Source organism: Sedimenticola sp., assembly GCF_050289425.1.
Taxonomy (GTDB): Bacteria; Pseudomonadota; Gammaproteobacteria; order Chromatiales; family Chromatiaceae; genus Sedimenticola.
This window is the reverse complement of the sequence record NZ_JBNKFS010000016.1, coordinates 5,199-20,498: the sequence shown is the minus strand read 5'-3', so window position 1 is coordinate 20,498 and position 15,300 is coordinate 5,199. Positions and strand designations below refer to the sequence as shown.

Here is a 15,300-nt window from a genome sequence, read left to right as displayed (position 1 = left end):
CGAGACCATTATTTCTCAGAGGTGAAAAGCAATGATCGGAAAACTGAATCACGTGGCGATTGTGGTGCCAGACCTGGCGGCCGGGACGGCTGTCTATCGCGATACCCTGGGCGCCCGGGTCTCGGAACCGCTGGAGTTGCCCGAGCACGGTGTGGTGACGGTCTTTGTCGAACTGCCCAATACCAAGATCGAGTTGCTCTATCCGCTGGGCGAGCACTCCCCCATTGCCAAGTATCTGGAGAAGAACCCCGGTGGCGGTATACACCACGTCTGTTATGAGGTGGAGGATATCCAGGCGGCGGCGGCGAAGATGGAGGCGGCCGGTGCCCGCGTATTGGGTGAGATCAAGATCGGTGCCCATAACAAGCCGGTGCTGTTCCTACATCCGAAGGATTTCTGCGGTACCCTGGTGGAGTTGGAGCAGGCGTAATTTCAGACGCCGGTTGTCACTCAAACTAATGTGGTTGATACTTGCGCAGACTTTTTATTGCCGCGCCAGATTTTGACAATGCCTAAGATCGAACAGCTTTTTGACTACAACGCCGAGTGGGCTGCCAGGATCAAGGCGGAGGATCCGACCTTTTTTGACAAGCTGTCAAAGCAGCAGTCACCGGAATACCTCTGGATCGGTTGTTCCGATAGCCGGGTGCCGGCCAACCAGATCACCGGTCTGCTGCCGGGCGAGATCTTCGTGCATCGCAATGTCGCCAATATGGTGGTGCATACCGATCTGAACTGCCTCTCGGTGGTGCAGTATGCGGTGGAGGTACTGAAGGTCAAACACATTATCGTCTGTGGACACTACGGTTGTGGCGGTGTCGCCGCGGCATTGCAGAATCGTCCGCTCGGCTTGATCGATAACTGGATTCGCAATATCAAGGATGTCTACCATCGCTATACCGAGCGCTTTGAGCAGTGTATCGACCAGGAGGAGCGGGTGGATATCCTGTGCGAGCTGAATGTAATCGAGCAGGTGGCGAATCTTTCCCACACCACCATCGTCCAGGATGCCTGGAGCCGGGGGCAGTCGCTCTCGGTACACGGCTGGATCTACAGTATCCGCGACGGCATCCTGCGAGATCTTGGGGTCAGCTGCGATGCGGCGGGACAGCTCCCCGACGTCTATCGGCATGCGCCGACAGAGTGAGCACTTAGAACCATGAAGCAACGACTGGCACTACTGGAAGAGACGCTGCACCGCGAGGTGCCCCTGACCCGCACCATGGGTGTCCGGGTGGAGGAGCATGACGGCCGAGAGTTGCTGTTCCTGGCCGATTTCGAACCCAACGTGAATATCCATGGCACCGCCTTTGGCGGCAGTCTCTACAGCATCTGTGCGGTGGTTTGTTGGGGCATACTGCACCTGAAATATGAGGATGAAGGGCTGGATGCCCACAGTGTCCTGGGCGATGCCAAAATCAGTTATCGTTTGCCGGTAACGGGCGAGATCAAGGCGCGTTGCCGATTGCCTGAGGATGGCAGCTACGAAGCCTTTATCGAGAGTCTCCGGGCCGGTAAGCGCAGCCGTATTGAGTTGACGGCTGAAATACTGGTCGATCGGGGGGTCGCCGTGCGTTTTACCGGCAGCTATTCCGCCACCTGCTAACCCCCCTATCCCCACATCTTAAAGCCCCTCCCTTCCCTTTTCGCCTCTGTATTGACCATATAGGCTGCCAATTTCCACCTATAGTTAATTCAATTTTGGTTTAACCCCAATCTCGGGCTTGCTGAGTGGCTGGGTTACCGGTTAAGAAAACGCGTAGACTGCCGATAGTACTTTAAGGACTCCAGGTCCAGCGTAGTTAAAGTGGATGTTCGGGTTGGGCTTGTCCCGGTTTACAGGGACGAAGGATTGAACCGATGAGCGAAGAACAGTACACCGACTGGGAAAAGGCGGCCAGAGAGAGTGGCCTGCATCTGGTATTGGTTCTGTTGCTGCAGATTCAGCTCTCCAACCGGCCACTGCGTGACTGCTTGCGGGATGCGCTGATCATAATTTTGACCGCTCCCTTCTCGGCGTTGCAACCTTCCGGGGCCATTTTCCTGGCGAACAAAGAGTCGAACGAACTGGAACTGCTGGTGGAGCGGAATCTGGCCGAGCCGCTGAAGAAGCTGTGCAAACGAATTCCCTTCGGCCGTTGCCTCTGCGGCCAGGCCGCTCGGGAGGGGCGGATTGTGCATGCTGCCTGTGTCGATGGGCGCCATGAAATCGTGTTTGACGGGATGGAACCCCACGGCCACTACAATGTCCCGATTAAGTCAGGAGACAAGGTGTTGGGCGTTATGGTGCTCTACCTGCCGCATGGCCACGAACGGAATGAAGAGGAAGAGCGTTTTCTGGAGGCGGCGGCGCTGGTGATGGCCGGGATCATTGAGCGCAAGCGCCTCGAAGAGCAGCAGGAGAGCCACTACCAAAGCTTGATCGAAAATCTGCCCCAGCGACTGTTCTACAAAGATCTCGATTCACGCTACGTCTCCTGCAATACGCTGTACGCCAAGGATATTGGTATCCAGCCGGGCGATATCAGCGGACGCTTCGATACCGATTTCTATCCCGAGGAGATGGCCGAACAGTTCCGTCGGGAAGACAGCTATGTCATGGAGACAGGCGAGACCCTGGAACAGGATGTGATTCGCACCTATCAGGAGAAGGAGTCTTCCTATCATATTTTGAAGGCACCATTGCGTAACTCACAGGGAACCACTATCGGGGTGTTCGGGATGTACTGGGACAACTCGGAAGAGAAGCGGTCCCAGGCGGCGCTGAAGGAGAGTGAGGAGAAGTTCTCCGCCATGGCCAATTCCGCTCAGGACGCCATTGTGATGGTGAATCAGGACGAAGAGGTCATCTTCTGGAATATGGCTTCCGAGACGATGTTCGGTTTCCAGGTGGAGGATATTGTCGGTCAGCGACTGGATGACTGGATTCAACCGGGTGACAGTCGTGATGAGTTTGCCCGTCTGGTGGCGGAACTGACCAAGCCGGGCCGGGGGCGGTCGGCCGGCAAGACGGTTGAACTGACGGCTTTGAGAAAGGGTGGTGAACCCTTCCCCATTGAGCTGTCCGTCTCTTCGTTGAAACTGAAGGGGCAGTGGCAAGCGATCGGCATTATCCGCGATATCTCGGAGCGCAAAAAAGCCGAGCAAGAGCGGCAGTTGATGGAAGTGCAACTACGCCAGGCCCAAAAGTTGGAGTCGATCGGACAACTGGCGGCCGGTATCTCCCATGAAATCAATACGCCAACTCAATTCGTCGGCGATAACACCCAGTTTCTGAAAGAAGCCATCGCCGACCTGGAAGCGTTGATCAATCAGTACCAGCAACTGGTCGAGGGGATTGAATCGGGTGGCGATCTGACGGGACTTATCCAACAGGTACGCGATAAGGAGGAAGAGATCGACTTGGGTTTCCTGAATGAAGAGATACCCAGAGCGATCGATCAGACTATCGAGGGTGTGGGAAGAATTAGCAAGATTGTTCGGGCGATGAAAGAGTTTTCCCATCCTGGTGTGGTGGGGAAGGTGGAGACCGATATCAACCGGGCAATCCAGACTACCCTGGATGTGTCGCGCAACGAATGGAAATATGTGGCGGAGATCGCTCTCGACTTGGCCGAGGATCTGCCAAAGATTCTCTGTGTGCCGGATCAGATTAACCAGGTGTTTCTGAACCTGGTGGTCAATGCGGCCCATGCCATTACCGATGTTAAAGCGGCCGGCAGTGCCCAGATGGGCGTGATCGGGATTTCCACGCGGCTCTTGAATGATTATCTCGAGATTCGCGTCAGTGACAGTGGAACCGGGGTGCCGGAGGATATCAAGGGACGCATCTTCGATCCTTTCTTTACTACCAAAGAGGTGGGGAAAGGAACAGGACAGGGGCTCTGTATCGCCTATACCACAGTCGTGGATCAGCATGGAGGTAGACTTCGTCTGGAAGATAATCCGCAGGGAGGTGCGGTCTTTGTCGTGGAGTTGCCACTTAATCAAGAGGCAAAGGCAGATCAAAGTGAGGACATCTCCCAACTGGAAGGGCTTGAATAGAGGGACGCTATGTTGCAACAGGTTGCCGAACATGGAGAGCGCGACTGGTTTCAGTTAAATGAAGAGTTGCGGCAATTGCCCGCCCAACAACAGAAGCAGGTGTGTGGCCGGATTGCCCGGGATATGGGGCAGCGCTCCGGCATTGCACCGTTGGGCTATCCGATCGTGGTGTTGATCATGATTGTAATCAGCGTCGACATCCGGGAACACTTGGATTGGCTTTGGCTGCCGGCGTTGACGCTGATGCTGTCGGGCTCGGCCGAATTTTATGTGGCGCGCCAGTTGTCCGTGGCCGCCGATGAGGCGATTGATAACCTGAAATGGTGGTACCACTCTCTAAGCCTGATCAGCGCGTTGAGTTGGGGGATGTTTACCGGTCTGATCATCTTGACGCATGAAGGAAACCCGGTCTCCATGCTGGTGTTTCTCTGCACGGTGGCGGCGACCAGCATTTCGGTTGGCACCCAGACCCAGGAGAAGCGTCAGTGGCTCGATTTTCTCGCCATGATGTGGACGCCTATCGCGGCCAGCGCGGCACTGGTTGCCGGCATCCACAAGGAGACGGAGGTGCTGTTGTTCGCCATGCTGGCGGTAGCCTTCCCCGTTCTGGTGGGCGTGCAGGGACTGCGGCTGGTGGCGGAGTACCTGGAGGCGCAGTTGGATCGTTCGGCACTGGAGGTTCGCTCCCTGGACCTGGAGGAAGCGCTGATTAAACGGCAGCTGGCTGAGAAAGCCAGAAAATCCATGGAGGTGCAGTTACGGCAGGCGCAGAAACTGGAATCGATCGGACAGTTGGCGGCGGGTATTGCCCATGAAATCAATACGCCGGTTCAGTTTGTGGGCGACAACAACCGGTTTTTGCAAGAGGCGTTTGCCGATATGGCCGCCCTGTATCAAGCTGAACAACAACTCAGAGAGAGGTCGCCGGAGGGGCAGGTCGATTTGGCACGGCTGACAGCGCTGGAGCAGGAGTATGACCTGGACTACCTGATGGAGGAGATCCCGAAGTCACTTAAGCAGTCCGAGGAAGGATTAACCCGTATCGCCCGGATTATCTCGGCCATGAAGGAGTTTTCCCATCCGGGCAGCCGCGATAAAGGGCTGGTGGATGTCAATAAAGTGATTACGACGACACTGGAAGTGTCGCGCAATGAGTGGAAATATGTGGCCGATCTGGAATGCGATCTGGACGCTGACCTACCCAGTGTTCCCGGTTACGTTCAGGGCCTAAATCAGGTATTTCTGAATATGATTGTCAATGCTGCCCACGCCATCGGTGAAAGACTGGACGAAACCGCCGGGTCAAAGGGGAAGATTGATATCCGTACCCGGCGGCAGGGTGAGTGGCTGGAAGTGACGGTTGGCGATAACGGTGTCGGTATACCCAAGGGCATCATTAATCGGGTGTTTGACCCTTTCTTTACCACCAAGGAGGTGGGTAAGGGCAGCGGTCAAGGACTGGCCATCGCCTACTCGGTGGTTGTGGACAAGCATGGCGGTACGATTGCCGTTGAGAGTGAGCCTGGTGTGGGGACGACCTTCACCATCCGTTTGCCCCTGAAGGACCCAAACATGGAGCAGTAGCATGAAAAGCCGGATACTTTTTGTAGATGACGAACAGCACCTTTTGGATGGGCTCAGGCGCTCCTTGAGAAGCCAGCGCAATGCCTGGGAGATGGTGTTTGCGCCATCCGGGGAGGAGGCCGCCCGACTGGCCGCTGAGTCCCGGTTCGATGTGGTGGTCACGGATATGCGGATGCCCGGCATGAATGGGGCCGAGTTGCTGGCGCGTCTCTCCGAAAATTTTCCCGATATGATCCGCCTGGTGTTGTCCGGCCATTCGGATGAGGCACTGATTCTGAAAGCGGTGCCCTACGCTCACCAGTTTCTATCCAAGCCCTGCGACGCCGAGGTGATTATTCAGGTTATCAACCGCTCTCTGAAGTTGCGGGCGCTGGTTAATGACAGTCAGATGCAGTCGTTGGTGTCGCAGATCCGCTCGTTGCCGACCCTGCCCGCGCTCTATATCGAGTTGACCGAACTGCTGCGAGCGGATCGGGTGTCGGTGCAAAAGGTGGGAGAGGTGATTGGGCAGGATCCCGCGATGGTGTCGAAAATCTTGCAGATGGTGAATTCAGCCTTTTTTGGCATCGGTCATCACATCTCCAATCCGGTGCAGGCGGCCACTATGTTAGGTACCGAGACACTACGGGGATTGGTGTTGTCGGCCGGTATCTTTATGCAGTTCGACACGCAGTCCTTGAATATAGGGGGTTTTACCCTTGAGTCACTGCACCGCCACAGTCTGTTGGTTTCCCGTTTGGCCAAAGCGATTGCCGAGTCGATGGGCGAGAGCAAGGCGGTGGTGGAGGATTGTTTGCTGGCGGGGCTGCTACATGACATCGGCAAACTGATACTGGTGCAGAGTTTGCCAAATGAGTATCAACAATTTTTCAATAAGGTTAACGATTGCAAGTGCGAACTGATTGAAGCGGAACGTGCTGTGTTTCATGTCGACCATGGCCGAATCGGTGCTTATCTGCTGGGTCTCTGGGCTCTGGCGGATAACATGGTCGAGGCGGTCGCCTTTCATCATGATCCGCAGCAGGCCGAGCATGACGGTTTTTCACCCCTGCTGGCGGTGCATGTGGCGGATGCGCTGGCATCCAATGATTCTACCGATTCAGCCGTCATCCCGGCGGGTCTGGATATGGCTTATCTGGAGGCATCCGGTGTGTCGGATCGATTGGATCAGTGGCGCGAATTGTACAGTGGATTGACAGCGGAGACGGTGTGATGGCGGCGCGGGTACTGTTTGTTGATGACGAAGAGAATATCCTGAGCGGGATCAAACGTCAGTTCAGGAAGCAGTATGCGGTGGAGACCGCTTTAAGCGGTGCCGAGGCACTGGAACTGATAAAAGGCAGCGACGAGTTTGCGGTAATCGTCTCCGATATGCGTATGCCGGAGATGGATGGTATCGAGTTTCTGCGCCAAGCCAAAGAGTTATCCCCTCACAGCGTGCGCCTGATGTTGACCGGTAACGCGGATCAGCAGACCGCCATCGATGCGGTGAATCGGGGCGCGGTATTCCGCTTTATGAATAAGCCCTGCCCGATCTCCCAATTGGTGGAGAGCGTTAATGCGGCGTTAGAGCAGTATCGACTGATTAAGTCCGAAAAAGAGCTGTTGGAGGGCACGGTCAACGGTTCCATCAAGCTGTTGACCGATATTCTGTCGATGGTGGCGCCGGAGATCTTTGGCCAACTAACGGAACTGCGCGAGACCGCTCGTGAGATCGCCCGCGCCATGCGCCTGATGTCAACCTGGGATATTGAGATGGCAGCCATGCTGTCGAAAATTGCTTATGTGACGCTGCCCCCCCAGACCCTGGCCCGGGTGCGGGGTTCAAAGCCGCTGGATCCTTCCGAGCAGCTGATTATTGAGCGACTGCCGGAAACCAGCGGCAAGCTGTTGGTCAATATTCCGCGCCTGGAACAGGTGGCACGCATCATTCTCTACCAACGTAAAAATTTTGATGGCAGCGGATTTCCCAAGGACATGCTGGCCGGTGAAGATATTCCCCTGGAGAGCCGCATTCTCAAGGTACTGCATGATCTGCAGATGCAGGAGAGTAACGGCGTATCCACCAGTGCGGCACTGAAGCAGATGTCAGGACACCCGGGGCGCTACGATCCCAAAGTGTTGCAGACGGTGGGCTGGTTCTTTATGGCGGCGGAAGAGGAGGAGAAACTGCTGCCTCCCATTCATGTCATGGTGGCGGCGTTGACACCCGGCGCCGTGCTGATCAATCCGGTGGAGACGGCGGAGGGGCATACGCTGATCACCGCCGGCCAGAAATTGACGGAGACCATGATCCACCGGTTGGTGAACTATCACGAAGTGCATCGGGTCAAGGAACCGATCAAGATAGCCATGCCGGTAAGCTGAGCTTCAGGACTCCTGCTCGACCAGTAATATTCCCTTCTCGAGCAACGGGCTCGGCTTGCTCAACAGGTAACCTTGGGCGTAGTTGGCGCCGATCTCATGCAGTTGGTTGTAGATATCCTCGTCTTCGACAAATTCTGCAATGGTCTGCTTACCCATGATTTGCCCCATATCGTTGATCGACTTGACTAGGGTCCAGTCGATAATATTGCGGGCGATGTGCCGTACAAACATACCGTCGATCTTGAGGAAATCCACCGGCAGGGTGCGCAGGTAGGCAAATGAGGAGAGTCCGGTGCCGAAGTCATCCAGGGAAAAGCGGACACCGATCGCCTTCAGGGTCTGCATGAATTTTACAGCGGCGTCCAGGTGGGCGATAGCGGCCGTTTCCGTGACTTCAAGACAGATCTTACTGGGCGGTACGTTCGAATTTTCCAGCGTCTCCTGTATGAATGTCAGCATCTCTCTATCGCCGATGGAGAGGCCGGAGAGGTTGATGGAGCAGAGCGAGAGCGCCTGCAGTTGGTCCGGGTGGTCGTTGAGCCAGCCGAGGGTGTTGAGGATCACCCAACGGTCGATCTGTGGGGAGAGGTGGTAATGTTCGGCAGCCGGCAGGAATTCGCCTGGCGGGATGATCTCCCCCTCTTCACCCAGCATGCGGATCAGGATTTCGTAGTGTTCCCCTTCGTTGTCGATCTGGTTGATCGGTTCGATGGTCTGGTAATAGAGTCGGAACCGGTGCTCTTTCAGCGCCTTGTTGATACGGCTGATCCACTGGATCTCGGTCAAGCGCTGGGTCAACAGTGAGTCTTGCTCATCGCCGATATGCACTTGGTTGCGGCCTTCATCCTTGGCGACATTGCAGGCGGTTTCCGCGGCACTGAACAGGGCGGCAACACTGTCGCTGTCACGGGTGACCGGCACCAGGCCAATGCTGACACTCAGGTCATAACTGCTCTCTTCCCAGTGAAACACATGCTGTTTCATCTGTTCATGCAGCGTGTGGATAATCTGCTGACCATCCTGCAGGTTACAGTCGCTCAGGATCAGGCCAAACTGGTCACTGCCCAGTCGTGCTGCCAGATCCCCACTGCGTCGGTGGTGTGACAGCAGTCCACCCAGCTGGCGCAGCAGCTCGTCGCCGGCGGTGTAGCCGCAGGCGTCATTGATGCGGTGAAAGTGGTCGATATCGATAAAACAGAAGATGTGCTGGCGCCCTTCCTGCTTGGCTGATTCCAGGGAGTTTTTCAGTCGCAGTTCAAAGGCGTGTCGGTTGGCCAGCCCGGTGAGGATGTCGTGCCGGGTCTGGTGGATCAGCTTGGCGCTGAGGTGTTGAACCTTGACTGCATCCTGCTTGGCGATGCGCTCGCGTTCCCGCTCGCTGCGATACCGCTCCAACGCCTCCTCCAGCGCCACCTTAAGGTCTGCCGCCGCGCAGGGTTTGGAGAGGAATTTGAAGACGTGGCCCTGGTTGACCGCGTTGATGGCGGTCTGTTGGTCGGAGTTGCCGGTCAACATGATGCGTATGGCCTCGGGATGGGAGACGGCCAACCGCTCAAGCAGCTCCACACCGTCCATTTCCGGCATACGCATATCCGATACCACCACCGCATAGGGACTGGAGCCCTCCGGGCCAAACATCTCCAGGGCTTCGGTGCCACTGGTAGCGGTATCGATGGTGAATTGCTTGCCGAGGCCACGACGATAGCCGGAGAGGATAAAGGGTTCATCGTCTACCAGCAGGATGCGTTCAGTCATTTGGTTCTCCATTCCCCGGGTAAATGTCAATCTTATTAGCCAGCTATGGAGTGATATCGGCAGCTCGGCTGAATGATTTAATTTACTACTGTTTTGCCTACCTGTGTCCCACCGATCACCCGGTATCGGCTGTTGGTGCTGGCCAGATTATAGGTGGAATTCCCTGTTGTGCCCGAGGGGAAGGCTCGATAGGTGCAGATTGCCCGATGGTCGGTGGTGTGAGGGAGTGGTGCCCCCTTCTACCCGGCTTGACGGCCGAGCAGAAAGGGGGAGGCTTTGGGTGTATGAGTCGACGCGCGCCGTTATTCAATGCCGGCGGCGGTACGGATCGAGGCCAGGTTGATGGCCGGGATGTAGTCGGGACGTGGGCTGGCCCGGCGGGTGAATTTCTTGATAATTCCCTCCAGATTAGGCCGCTTCTCGGCCGGTCCCTCGCCGGTGCCGATGCCGCCACCGAACTCAACAAACAGATCGATGCCGTCATCCAGTGCGCTCTGCATACAGCCGACCCAGTTGACCGGGTGGAACAGCTGGAAGAAGAGGCGGGATTTGATGGTTTCGGCATCCGCTTCATGGAAGCCGCCGGTATAGTTGGAGAGTACCTTCAGCTTGGCGGGGGCAAAGGCCACTTCGGCCAGGGCGTCGCGGAAACGGCGGGCCGCCTCCACCATGTAGTAGGTGTGGAAGGCGCCTTCGGTTTTCAGCCGTACCGCTTTCTTTTTCGGCAGCAGTTCGGCCATCTCCGCGGCCAGTGCATCCAGATCCGCGCCCGCGCCGCCCACGACTGTCTGATCCGGCAGATTGAGTCCGGCAATGCCGCAAAAATACTTGTCTGCCAGCGGTCGGGCGGTCTCCAGGTCCACCGTGAGGGCGGCCATTTCACCTTCACCGAAATCGCCCATCAATTCGCCACGTTTGGCGACCAGTTTCAAGGCGTCCTCGAAGCTGAGGGCCTCGGCCGCCACCAGGGCGCTGTATTCGCCCAAGCTGTGTCCGGCTGCCGCCACGGGCTGTAGCGGGGTTGCCGCCAATTCCTGATAGACCGTCAGGCAGGCAATGTGGTGGGTCAGCAACACCGGCTGGGTGTAGCGGGTCAGGTTGATCTGATCGTCCGGGTTTTCCAGCGACAGTTTGGCCATGTCATAACCGAGCACATCGCTGGCCTGTTCATAGACCTGGCGGGCGGATGCGTATTCGGCGCACAGGTCACTACCGATGCCGGTGTATTGTGAGCCCTGGCCGGGGAATATAAAAAGGGGACGTGATGCGGTTTCTGACATGGTGCTTCTCTTGATAGGGATAAATTGCGAGCGGGAAGGATAGACATTTCTGCAAATCAGGACAAGCATTGCCCTTGCTCCCGGTAAGGGTTCGGGTAGGATAGAACCTCTTTCCCGGCCTCCTGGCGGCGGGATTTTTTTCAACCGGACAGATATCACCGATGAACATGCGCCCCTATATCCCCCTTCGTTCCGTACTCTATGCCCCCGGCTCCAACCGACGGGCGCTGGAAAAGGCCCGGACCTTGCCGATCGACGGTTTGATTCTGGATCTGGAGGATGCCGTTTCGCCCGATGCCAAGGCGACCGCGCGGGAAACCGTGGCCCAGGTGTTGTCTGAGGGTGGCTACGGCTATCGCTGGCGGGTGGTCCGCATCAACGGGCTGGACACGGCCTGGGGCGAGGATGATTTACAGGCGATGGCGCAGCGGGGTGTCGATGCCATTCTGCTGCCCAAGGTGGAGTCGCCGGAGATGGTAAAGCGGGCCAGCGACGCCCTGGATAAGGCGGGTGCCCCAAGCGACCTGCCGCTCTGGATCATGGCCGAGACGCCGCGTGGGATTCTGGAAATCCAGCGGATTGTTGCCGCCCATCCACGTCTGCAAGTGATTGTGATGGGGACCTCCGACCTGGCCAAGGAGTTGCGAGTGCGGCATACCCCGGGACGCGAAGGATTGTTGGCGGCCCTCGGCCTGTGTGTGTTGGCGGCCCGTACCCAGGGGCTGGATATTCTGGATGGCGTCTATCTGGACCTGCAAGACGACAGCGGTTATGCGGCGGCTTGTGAGCAGGGGCGGGATATGGGTTTTGACGGCAAGACGCTGATCCACCCCAAGCAGATCGAAGCGGCCAACCGGGCGTTCGGTATCTCGGATGACGCCTTGCAGCAGGCGCGGCAGATTATCGCCGCCTGGCAGCAAGCGCAGCAGGTGGGCAGTGGCGTCTGCGTGGTGGAGGGCCGACTGGTGGAAAGCCTGCATGTGGATGAAGCTCGGCGTGTGGTGGCGATGCATGAGGCAATCCATGGCCGCTCCTGACAGCGAACGCTTCAGGCGGCGCCTGTTGGCCAGGCAGGCCGAATTGATGGCGGTGGCCGGTACGGCTGCGGAGGCGGCCGATACCGTGGAGCTGGATCAGACCCGGGTCGGTCGGCTGTCCCGTATGGATGCCCTGCAGCAACAAGCCATGTCCCAGGAGAATCAGCGTCGCCGTGCCCTTGAACTGAGACGCATTGTCCAGGCGTTGAGCCGAATCAAGGACCAGACCTATGGATATTGTGTAGAGTGCGACGAGGAGATTGCCGAGAATCGGCTGGAGATCGACCCGGCTGCTCCGCTTTGTATCCGTTGTGCCAGTGAACAGGAAAAGCCGCGTGACTAAGCGCCGCTAACCCGATAATCAGAGGAGCGCTGTTTGATGAATTGCAATGTGATGGTTTTGCCCAGCAAGGAGCCGGGAGGTATTCGGCTGGTGCGGATTCCCGAGGATATGGAGTCCCATGAGGCGTTTCGGCACGCCACCGGCGTCATTGCCGCGGCTGAAGAGGCGAACCCCCATTTTACCTGGGACGATATCGAAGATGCCCTGGAGGCGCACGGTTTTCGTGCCCTCGATTTTGTCCTGGGACCGGCACTGGATTGACCGGGCAGGGTTAGCTGATCCCAATTGTTCCACTGTAGGGGCAGGCCCCCGTGCCTGCCCTTTCCTCTCGACGAATAGTGCCTCCGGGCAACCCGTGGGTACCCCTAACTCCCCGCCTGCGCCACCGTCAGCGCGCATCCGCCCGTGCACGCCGTTCTAGTTTTTGCTGGATCAGGCTGATATGCAGTCGCAGATCGTACAGCTCCTCGGCATAAGAGAGGGGGATATCGATATGGGAGACATCGTATTCGATCTTGTCCAGGGCGGACCGCAGTGGCTCCAGGTCGGCATCGGTGTTGAACAGTTGGTGATCGATGGCCAGTACTTCGCGGTACCAGCGGTAGATGCGTGAACGCATACGCCAGCGATAGATCGGGGGCATGATCTTGGACAGCGGTATCATCAGTGCCAGGAACGGAAGCAGCATCACTTTCAATCTATCCACCAGGGTGGCGGCCCAGAACGGCAAGTAGCGCTGCAACAGCGGTGGGCCGTATTGGTAGAAACGTTCGGCGGCGCTGCTGAGGGGGTATACCAGGTAAGTCGGGGATGGGAACTGTCCGCTCTCCTCAAACCAGCCGCCCTTCCCGTGCACCCCCTGGGCCGCCTGTAACAGCAGATCCATCAAGGCCGGATGGAGGTCATTTCGTACCACAAGGTTGGCGCTGGCGGCCAGTAGGGTGGTTGGCCGATCGGGTAGATTGCGTTTCAGGTTGATCACCCCTTCCGGCAGCTTTACCGCTGAGAGGAAGCGGTGCGTGCGGGTATAGGCGTCCGCCCGGTCAAAACTGAGCAGCTGGATTTGTTCGGCATCCAGCAGGGCGCGTACCACCGGCGACATGGGGGAGGCGACAAAGAAGGCGCTGTCGATCTCACCCCTGAGCAGCGCGTCAGCCGCCTGGCGGCCACCCAGCGCCAACAGCGGGCTGTTGCTGGTATTGATGTCGTTGTCCGCCAACAGTTGCAACGCCAGTGCCCGGGTACCACTACCCTCTGTTCCGATAGCGGTACGTTTGTCCTGCAAGTCGGTCAAGCGGGTGATCGGCGCCTCTTTGCGGAAAAATACCCAGATCGGTTCGAAGTAGAGACTGCCGAGAGAGAGCAGGCCGGTTTCGTTCTGTGCTGTGCCGCCCTGTACCAGAGCGGCGGCCGCCTCGCCGCGCATGAGCCGGCCGATATTGTCGATCGACCCGGCTGTGGTCATCACCTCCAGATCGATTCGCTCCTCCTGCAGCCGTTTTTGGTACTGTTGTCCAAACAGATAGTAGGCGCCATCCGGCTGGCCGGTGGCCAAGCGGATATGATCGGGTGGGGCCGGTTTGACGAATTGATAAGCGAGGACGAAACCGAGAATCACCAACACGATCGCCGGGCCGAAAATATGCAGATGATCCTTGCCTTGACTGGATTTGCTTTGTTTACCCAAGACACTATCCTGATAGAGTGACGTGCCTGATCGGATGTCAGGCCTCAAAAAAGTTTGCGCTATTCACTATAACCCAGATTCCCGAGGTCGCTATGCAGATCACCAACAAACACTTCGTCAATGGTCATCCGCTATTGCCGCCGTTTCCGACGGGACTGGAACGCGCCCTGTTTGCTATGGGCTGTTTCTGGGGTGCAGAGCGGCGCTTCTGGGAGATGCCCGGGGTCTACAGCACGGCAGTCGGTTATACCGCCGGGCACCTGGCTGATCCCAGCTATGAGCAAGTTTGTCGTGGCAGCACCGGGCACGCGGAAGCGGTGATGGTGCTGTTCGATCCGACCCAGGTCAGTTATGCCGAGCTGCTGAAGCTGTTCTGGGAGAGTCACGATCCGACCCAGGGTATGCGTCAGGGTAACGATATCGGCACCCAGTACCGTTCCGGCATCTATGTCACCAGTGCATCGCAGCGGCAGCAGGCTGAAGCGTCGCGGGACGCCTTCCAGCAGGCACTTACCGCACGAGGCTATGGCCCAATTACCACCGAAATCGTCGATGATCCGGCATTCTACTACGCCGAGGAGTACCACCAGCAATACCTGGCCAAAAATCCCGGCGGCTATTGTGGATTGGGCGGAACCGGCGTGGCCTGCCCGAGTGGTGTGGTTTGAAATTGGGTGCGTTATGTGGCGAAGGCCTTGGTGCGTCCCTTACGTTGCTTCAATTTATTCAACGCGGTTCCTGCCGCGGCTTTTGGCCAGATTGAGTGACTGGTCGACCCGCCTGAATTCATCCTGCAGGGCGCTCACGACGGTACGCAATGCCAGGCGTAACGGGGCCAGCGTCATGTCATCCTGGAAAAAGTATTGGGTATACAACGTCCACAGCTTGTCAGGCGAAGAGGGCTCGGAGTCTGTGATGCCCGAACGATGTCGATTGTCATAGACAATGTGAACAAGATTTTAGGGGGTTTGCAGCTCAATGGTGCCGCTGATCTGCACTTCCAGCCGCTGGCTGCCGGCCTCCAGGGCGGGGGCGGTATCGGCGCGTAGCGACATCGTCCGCATCGGATAGGGCGGCGGAGCCGCGCCGTTATGGCTGATATTCATCTGTACCAGTCGGTAGCGGCTTTGCCCCATCTCTTTGCTCACCAGCTCGGCCCGTGCCTGGAATCGCTGAATGGCCTGGCGGATCAACTGTTTTTCC

At 57.5% G+C, this 15,300-nt stretch carries 16 protein-coding genes; 11 read left to right on the top strand and 5 right to left on the bottom strand.

What is annotated here, in order from left to right; all coding sequences use genetic code 11:
- The first annotated feature begins 31 nt into the window (after nt 1–31).
- The 7 genes from mce to ACQY5R_RS12115 all read left to right on the top strand — a co-directional run bounded on the left by mce (nt 32) and on the right by ACQY5R_RS12115 (nt 7,995).
- Complete coding sequence (gene mce, locus ACQY5R_RS12145; protein ID WP_428608745.1) at nt 32–430, top strand: methylmalonyl-CoA epimerase; 399 nt, start codon at nt 32–34, stop codon at nt 428–430.
- A gap of 78 nt (nt 431–508) precedes the next feature.
- Nucleotides 509–1,147, top strand: coding sequence for a carbonate dehydratase (gene can, locus ACQY5R_RS12140; protein ID WP_428608742.1), 639 nt, complete (start codon nt 509–511; stop codon nt 1,145–1,147).
- 12 nt (nt 1,148–1,159) lie between these two features.
- Nucleotides 1,160–1,606: a YiiD C-terminal domain-containing protein gene (locus ACQY5R_RS12135; RefSeq protein ID WP_428608740.1), complete on the top strand. Its 447-nt coding sequence runs from the start codon at nt 1,160–1,162 to the stop codon at nt 1,604–1,606.
- A 254-nt stretch (nt 1,607–1,860) separates the two neighbouring features.
- Entirely contained in the window at nt 1,861–4,044 is a 2,184-nt protein-coding gene (locus ACQY5R_RS12130) for a PAS domain S-box protein (RefSeq protein WP_428608738.1), read from the top strand.
- A 9-nt stretch (nt 4,045–4,053) separates the two neighbouring features.
- On the top strand, nt 4,054–5,628 hold the full coding sequence (locus ACQY5R_RS12125) for a sensor histidine kinase (protein ID WP_428608736.1): 1,575 nt from the start codon (nt 4,054–4,056) through the stop codon (nt 5,626–5,628).
- Nucleotide 5,629: 1 nt separating this feature from the next.
- Entirely contained in the window at nt 5,630–6,841 is a 1,212-nt protein-coding gene (locus tag ACQY5R_RS12120) for an HDOD domain-containing protein (RefSeq protein WP_428608734.1), read from the top strand.
- A complete protein-coding gene (locus ACQY5R_RS12115; protein ID WP_428608732.1) occupies nt 6,841–7,995 on the top strand; it encodes an HD domain-containing phosphohydrolase in 1,155 nt (384 codons plus the stop codon). Before ACQY5R_RS12120 ends, ACQY5R_RS12115 begins: the two co-directional genes overlap by 1 nt.
- A 3-nt stretch (nt 7,996–7,998) precedes the next feature.
- Here the strand turns inward: ACQY5R_RS12115 and ACQY5R_RS12110 are convergent, their stop codons facing one another.
- Together ACQY5R_RS12110 and ACQY5R_RS12105 are read right to left on the bottom strand one after the other, a co-directional pair.
- Nucleotides 7,999–9,750, bottom strand: a complete 1,752-nt coding sequence (locus ACQY5R_RS12110; protein WP_428608729.1) for an EAL domain-containing response regulator — start codon at nt 9,748–9,750, stop codon at nt 7,999–8,001.
- A gap of 302 nt (nt 9,751–10,052) precedes the next feature.
- Nucleotides 10,053–11,030 carry an ACP S-malonyltransferase gene (locus ACQY5R_RS12105; RefSeq protein WP_428608726.1) on the bottom strand — a complete coding sequence of 326 codons (978 nt, stop codon included), beginning with the start codon at nt 11,028–11,030 and terminating at the stop codon, nt 10,053–10,055.
- Nucleotides 11,031–11,191: 161 nt separating this feature from the next.
- On the opposite strand from ACQY5R_RS12105, the gene ACQY5R_RS12100 reads away from it, so the two are divergent.
- Genes ACQY5R_RS12100 through ACQY5R_RS12090 form a run of 3 tightly spaced genes read left to right on the top strand, consistent with a single transcriptional unit; the run spans nt 11,192 to nt 12,671 of the window.
- The gene (locus ACQY5R_RS12100; protein ID WP_428608723.1) at nt 11,192–12,067 is read left to right on the top strand and encodes an HpcH/HpaI aldolase/citrate lyase family protein; all 876 of its coding nucleotides are present in this window, start codon (nt 11,192–11,194) and stop codon (nt 12,065–12,067) included.
- Nucleotides 12,054–12,410, top strand: coding sequence for a TraR/DksA family transcriptional regulator (locus ACQY5R_RS12095; protein ID WP_428608720.1), 357 nt, complete (start codon nt 12,054–12,056; stop codon nt 12,408–12,410). Before ACQY5R_RS12100 ends, ACQY5R_RS12095 begins: the two co-directional genes overlap by 14 nt.
- A 36-nt stretch (nt 12,411–12,446) precedes the next feature.
- Nucleotides 12,447–12,671: a hypothetical protein gene (locus ACQY5R_RS12090; RefSeq protein ID WP_428608718.1), complete on the top strand. Its 225-nt coding sequence runs from the start codon at nt 12,447–12,449 to the stop codon at nt 12,669–12,671.
- A 127-nt stretch (nt 12,672–12,798) separates the two neighbouring features.
- Here the strand turns inward: ACQY5R_RS12090 and ACQY5R_RS12085 are convergent, their stop codons facing one another.
- A complete protein-coding gene (locus tag ACQY5R_RS12085) occupies nt 12,799–14,097 on the bottom strand; it encodes a TAXI family TRAP transporter solute-binding subunit (RefSeq protein ID WP_428608715.1) in 1,299 nt (432 codons plus the stop codon).
- Nucleotides 14,098–14,189: 92 nt separating this feature from the next.
- On the opposite strand from ACQY5R_RS12085, the gene msrA reads away from it, so the two are divergent.
- Nucleotides 14,190–14,765 carry a peptide-methionine (S)-S-oxide reductase MsrA gene (gene msrA / locus ACQY5R_RS12080; protein WP_428608712.1) on the top strand — a complete coding sequence of 192 codons (576 nt, stop codon included), beginning with the start codon at nt 14,190–14,192 and terminating at the stop codon, nt 14,763–14,765.
- 54 nt (nt 14,766–14,819) lie between these two features.
- Here the strand turns inward: msrA and ACQY5R_RS12075 are convergent, their stop codons facing one another.
- Together ACQY5R_RS12075 and ACQY5R_RS12070 are read right to left on the bottom strand one after the other, a co-directional pair.
- Nucleotides 14,820–14,972 (bottom strand): hypothetical protein, encoded by a 153-nt coding sequence (locus ACQY5R_RS12075; protein ID WP_428608709.1) that lies wholly within the window; start codon nt 14,970–14,972, stop codon nt 14,820–14,822.
- 84 nt (nt 14,973–15,056) lie between these two features.
- A partial coding sequence (locus ACQY5R_RS12070; protein ID WP_428608707.1) for an SIMPL domain-containing protein occupies nt 15,057–15,300 on the bottom strand: 244 nt, incomplete at its 5' end.

What these genes read in the sequence shown, in the direction of transcription:
- mce (WP_428608745.1), top strand. Translation starts at nt 32, where the DNA reads ATGATCGGAAAACTGAATCACGTGGCGATTGTGGTGCCAGACCTGGCG.
- can (WP_428608742.1), top strand. Translation starts at nt 509, where the DNA reads ATGCCTAAGATCGAACAGCTTTTTGACTACAACGCCGAGTGGGCTGCC.
- ACQY5R_RS12135 (WP_428608740.1), top strand. Translation starts at nt 1,160, where the DNA reads ATGAAGCAACGACTGGCACTACTGGAAGAGACGCTGCACCGCGAGGTG.
- ACQY5R_RS12130 (WP_428608738.1), top strand. Translation starts at nt 1,861, where the DNA reads ATGAGCGAAGAACAGTACACCGACTGGGAAAAGGCGGCCAGAGAGAGT.
- ACQY5R_RS12125 (WP_428608736.1), top strand. Translation starts at nt 4,054, where the DNA reads ATGTTGCAACAGGTTGCCGAACATGGAGAGCGCGACTGGTTTCAGTTA.
- ACQY5R_RS12120 (WP_428608734.1), top strand. Translation starts at nt 5,630, where the DNA reads ATGAAAAGCCGGATACTTTTTGTAGATGACGAACAGCACCTTTTGGAT.
- ACQY5R_RS12115 (WP_428608732.1), top strand. Translation starts at nt 6,841, where the DNA reads ATGGCGGCGCGGGTACTGTTTGTTGATGACGAAGAGAATATCCTGAGC.
- ACQY5R_RS12110 (WP_428608729.1), bottom strand. Translation starts at nt 9,750, where the DNA reads ATGACTGAACGCATCCTGCTGGTAGACGATGAACCCTTTATCCTCTCC.
- ACQY5R_RS12105 (WP_428608726.1), bottom strand. Translation starts at nt 11,030, where the DNA reads ATGTCAGAAACCGCATCACGTCCCCTTTTTATATTCCCCGGCCAGGGC.
- ACQY5R_RS12100 (WP_428608723.1), top strand. Translation starts at nt 11,192, where the DNA reads ATGAACATGCGCCCCTATATCCCCCTTCGTTCCGTACTCTATGCCCCC.
- ACQY5R_RS12095 (WP_428608720.1), top strand. Translation starts at nt 12,054, where the DNA reads ATGGCCGCTCCTGACAGCGAACGCTTCAGGCGGCGCCTGTTGGCCAGG.
- ACQY5R_RS12090 (WP_428608718.1), top strand. Translation starts at nt 12,447, where the DNA reads ATGAATTGCAATGTGATGGTTTTGCCCAGCAAGGAGCCGGGAGGTATT.
- msrA (WP_428608712.1), top strand. Translation starts at nt 14,190, where the DNA reads ATGCAGATCACCAACAAACACTTCGTCAATGGTCATCCGCTATTGCCG.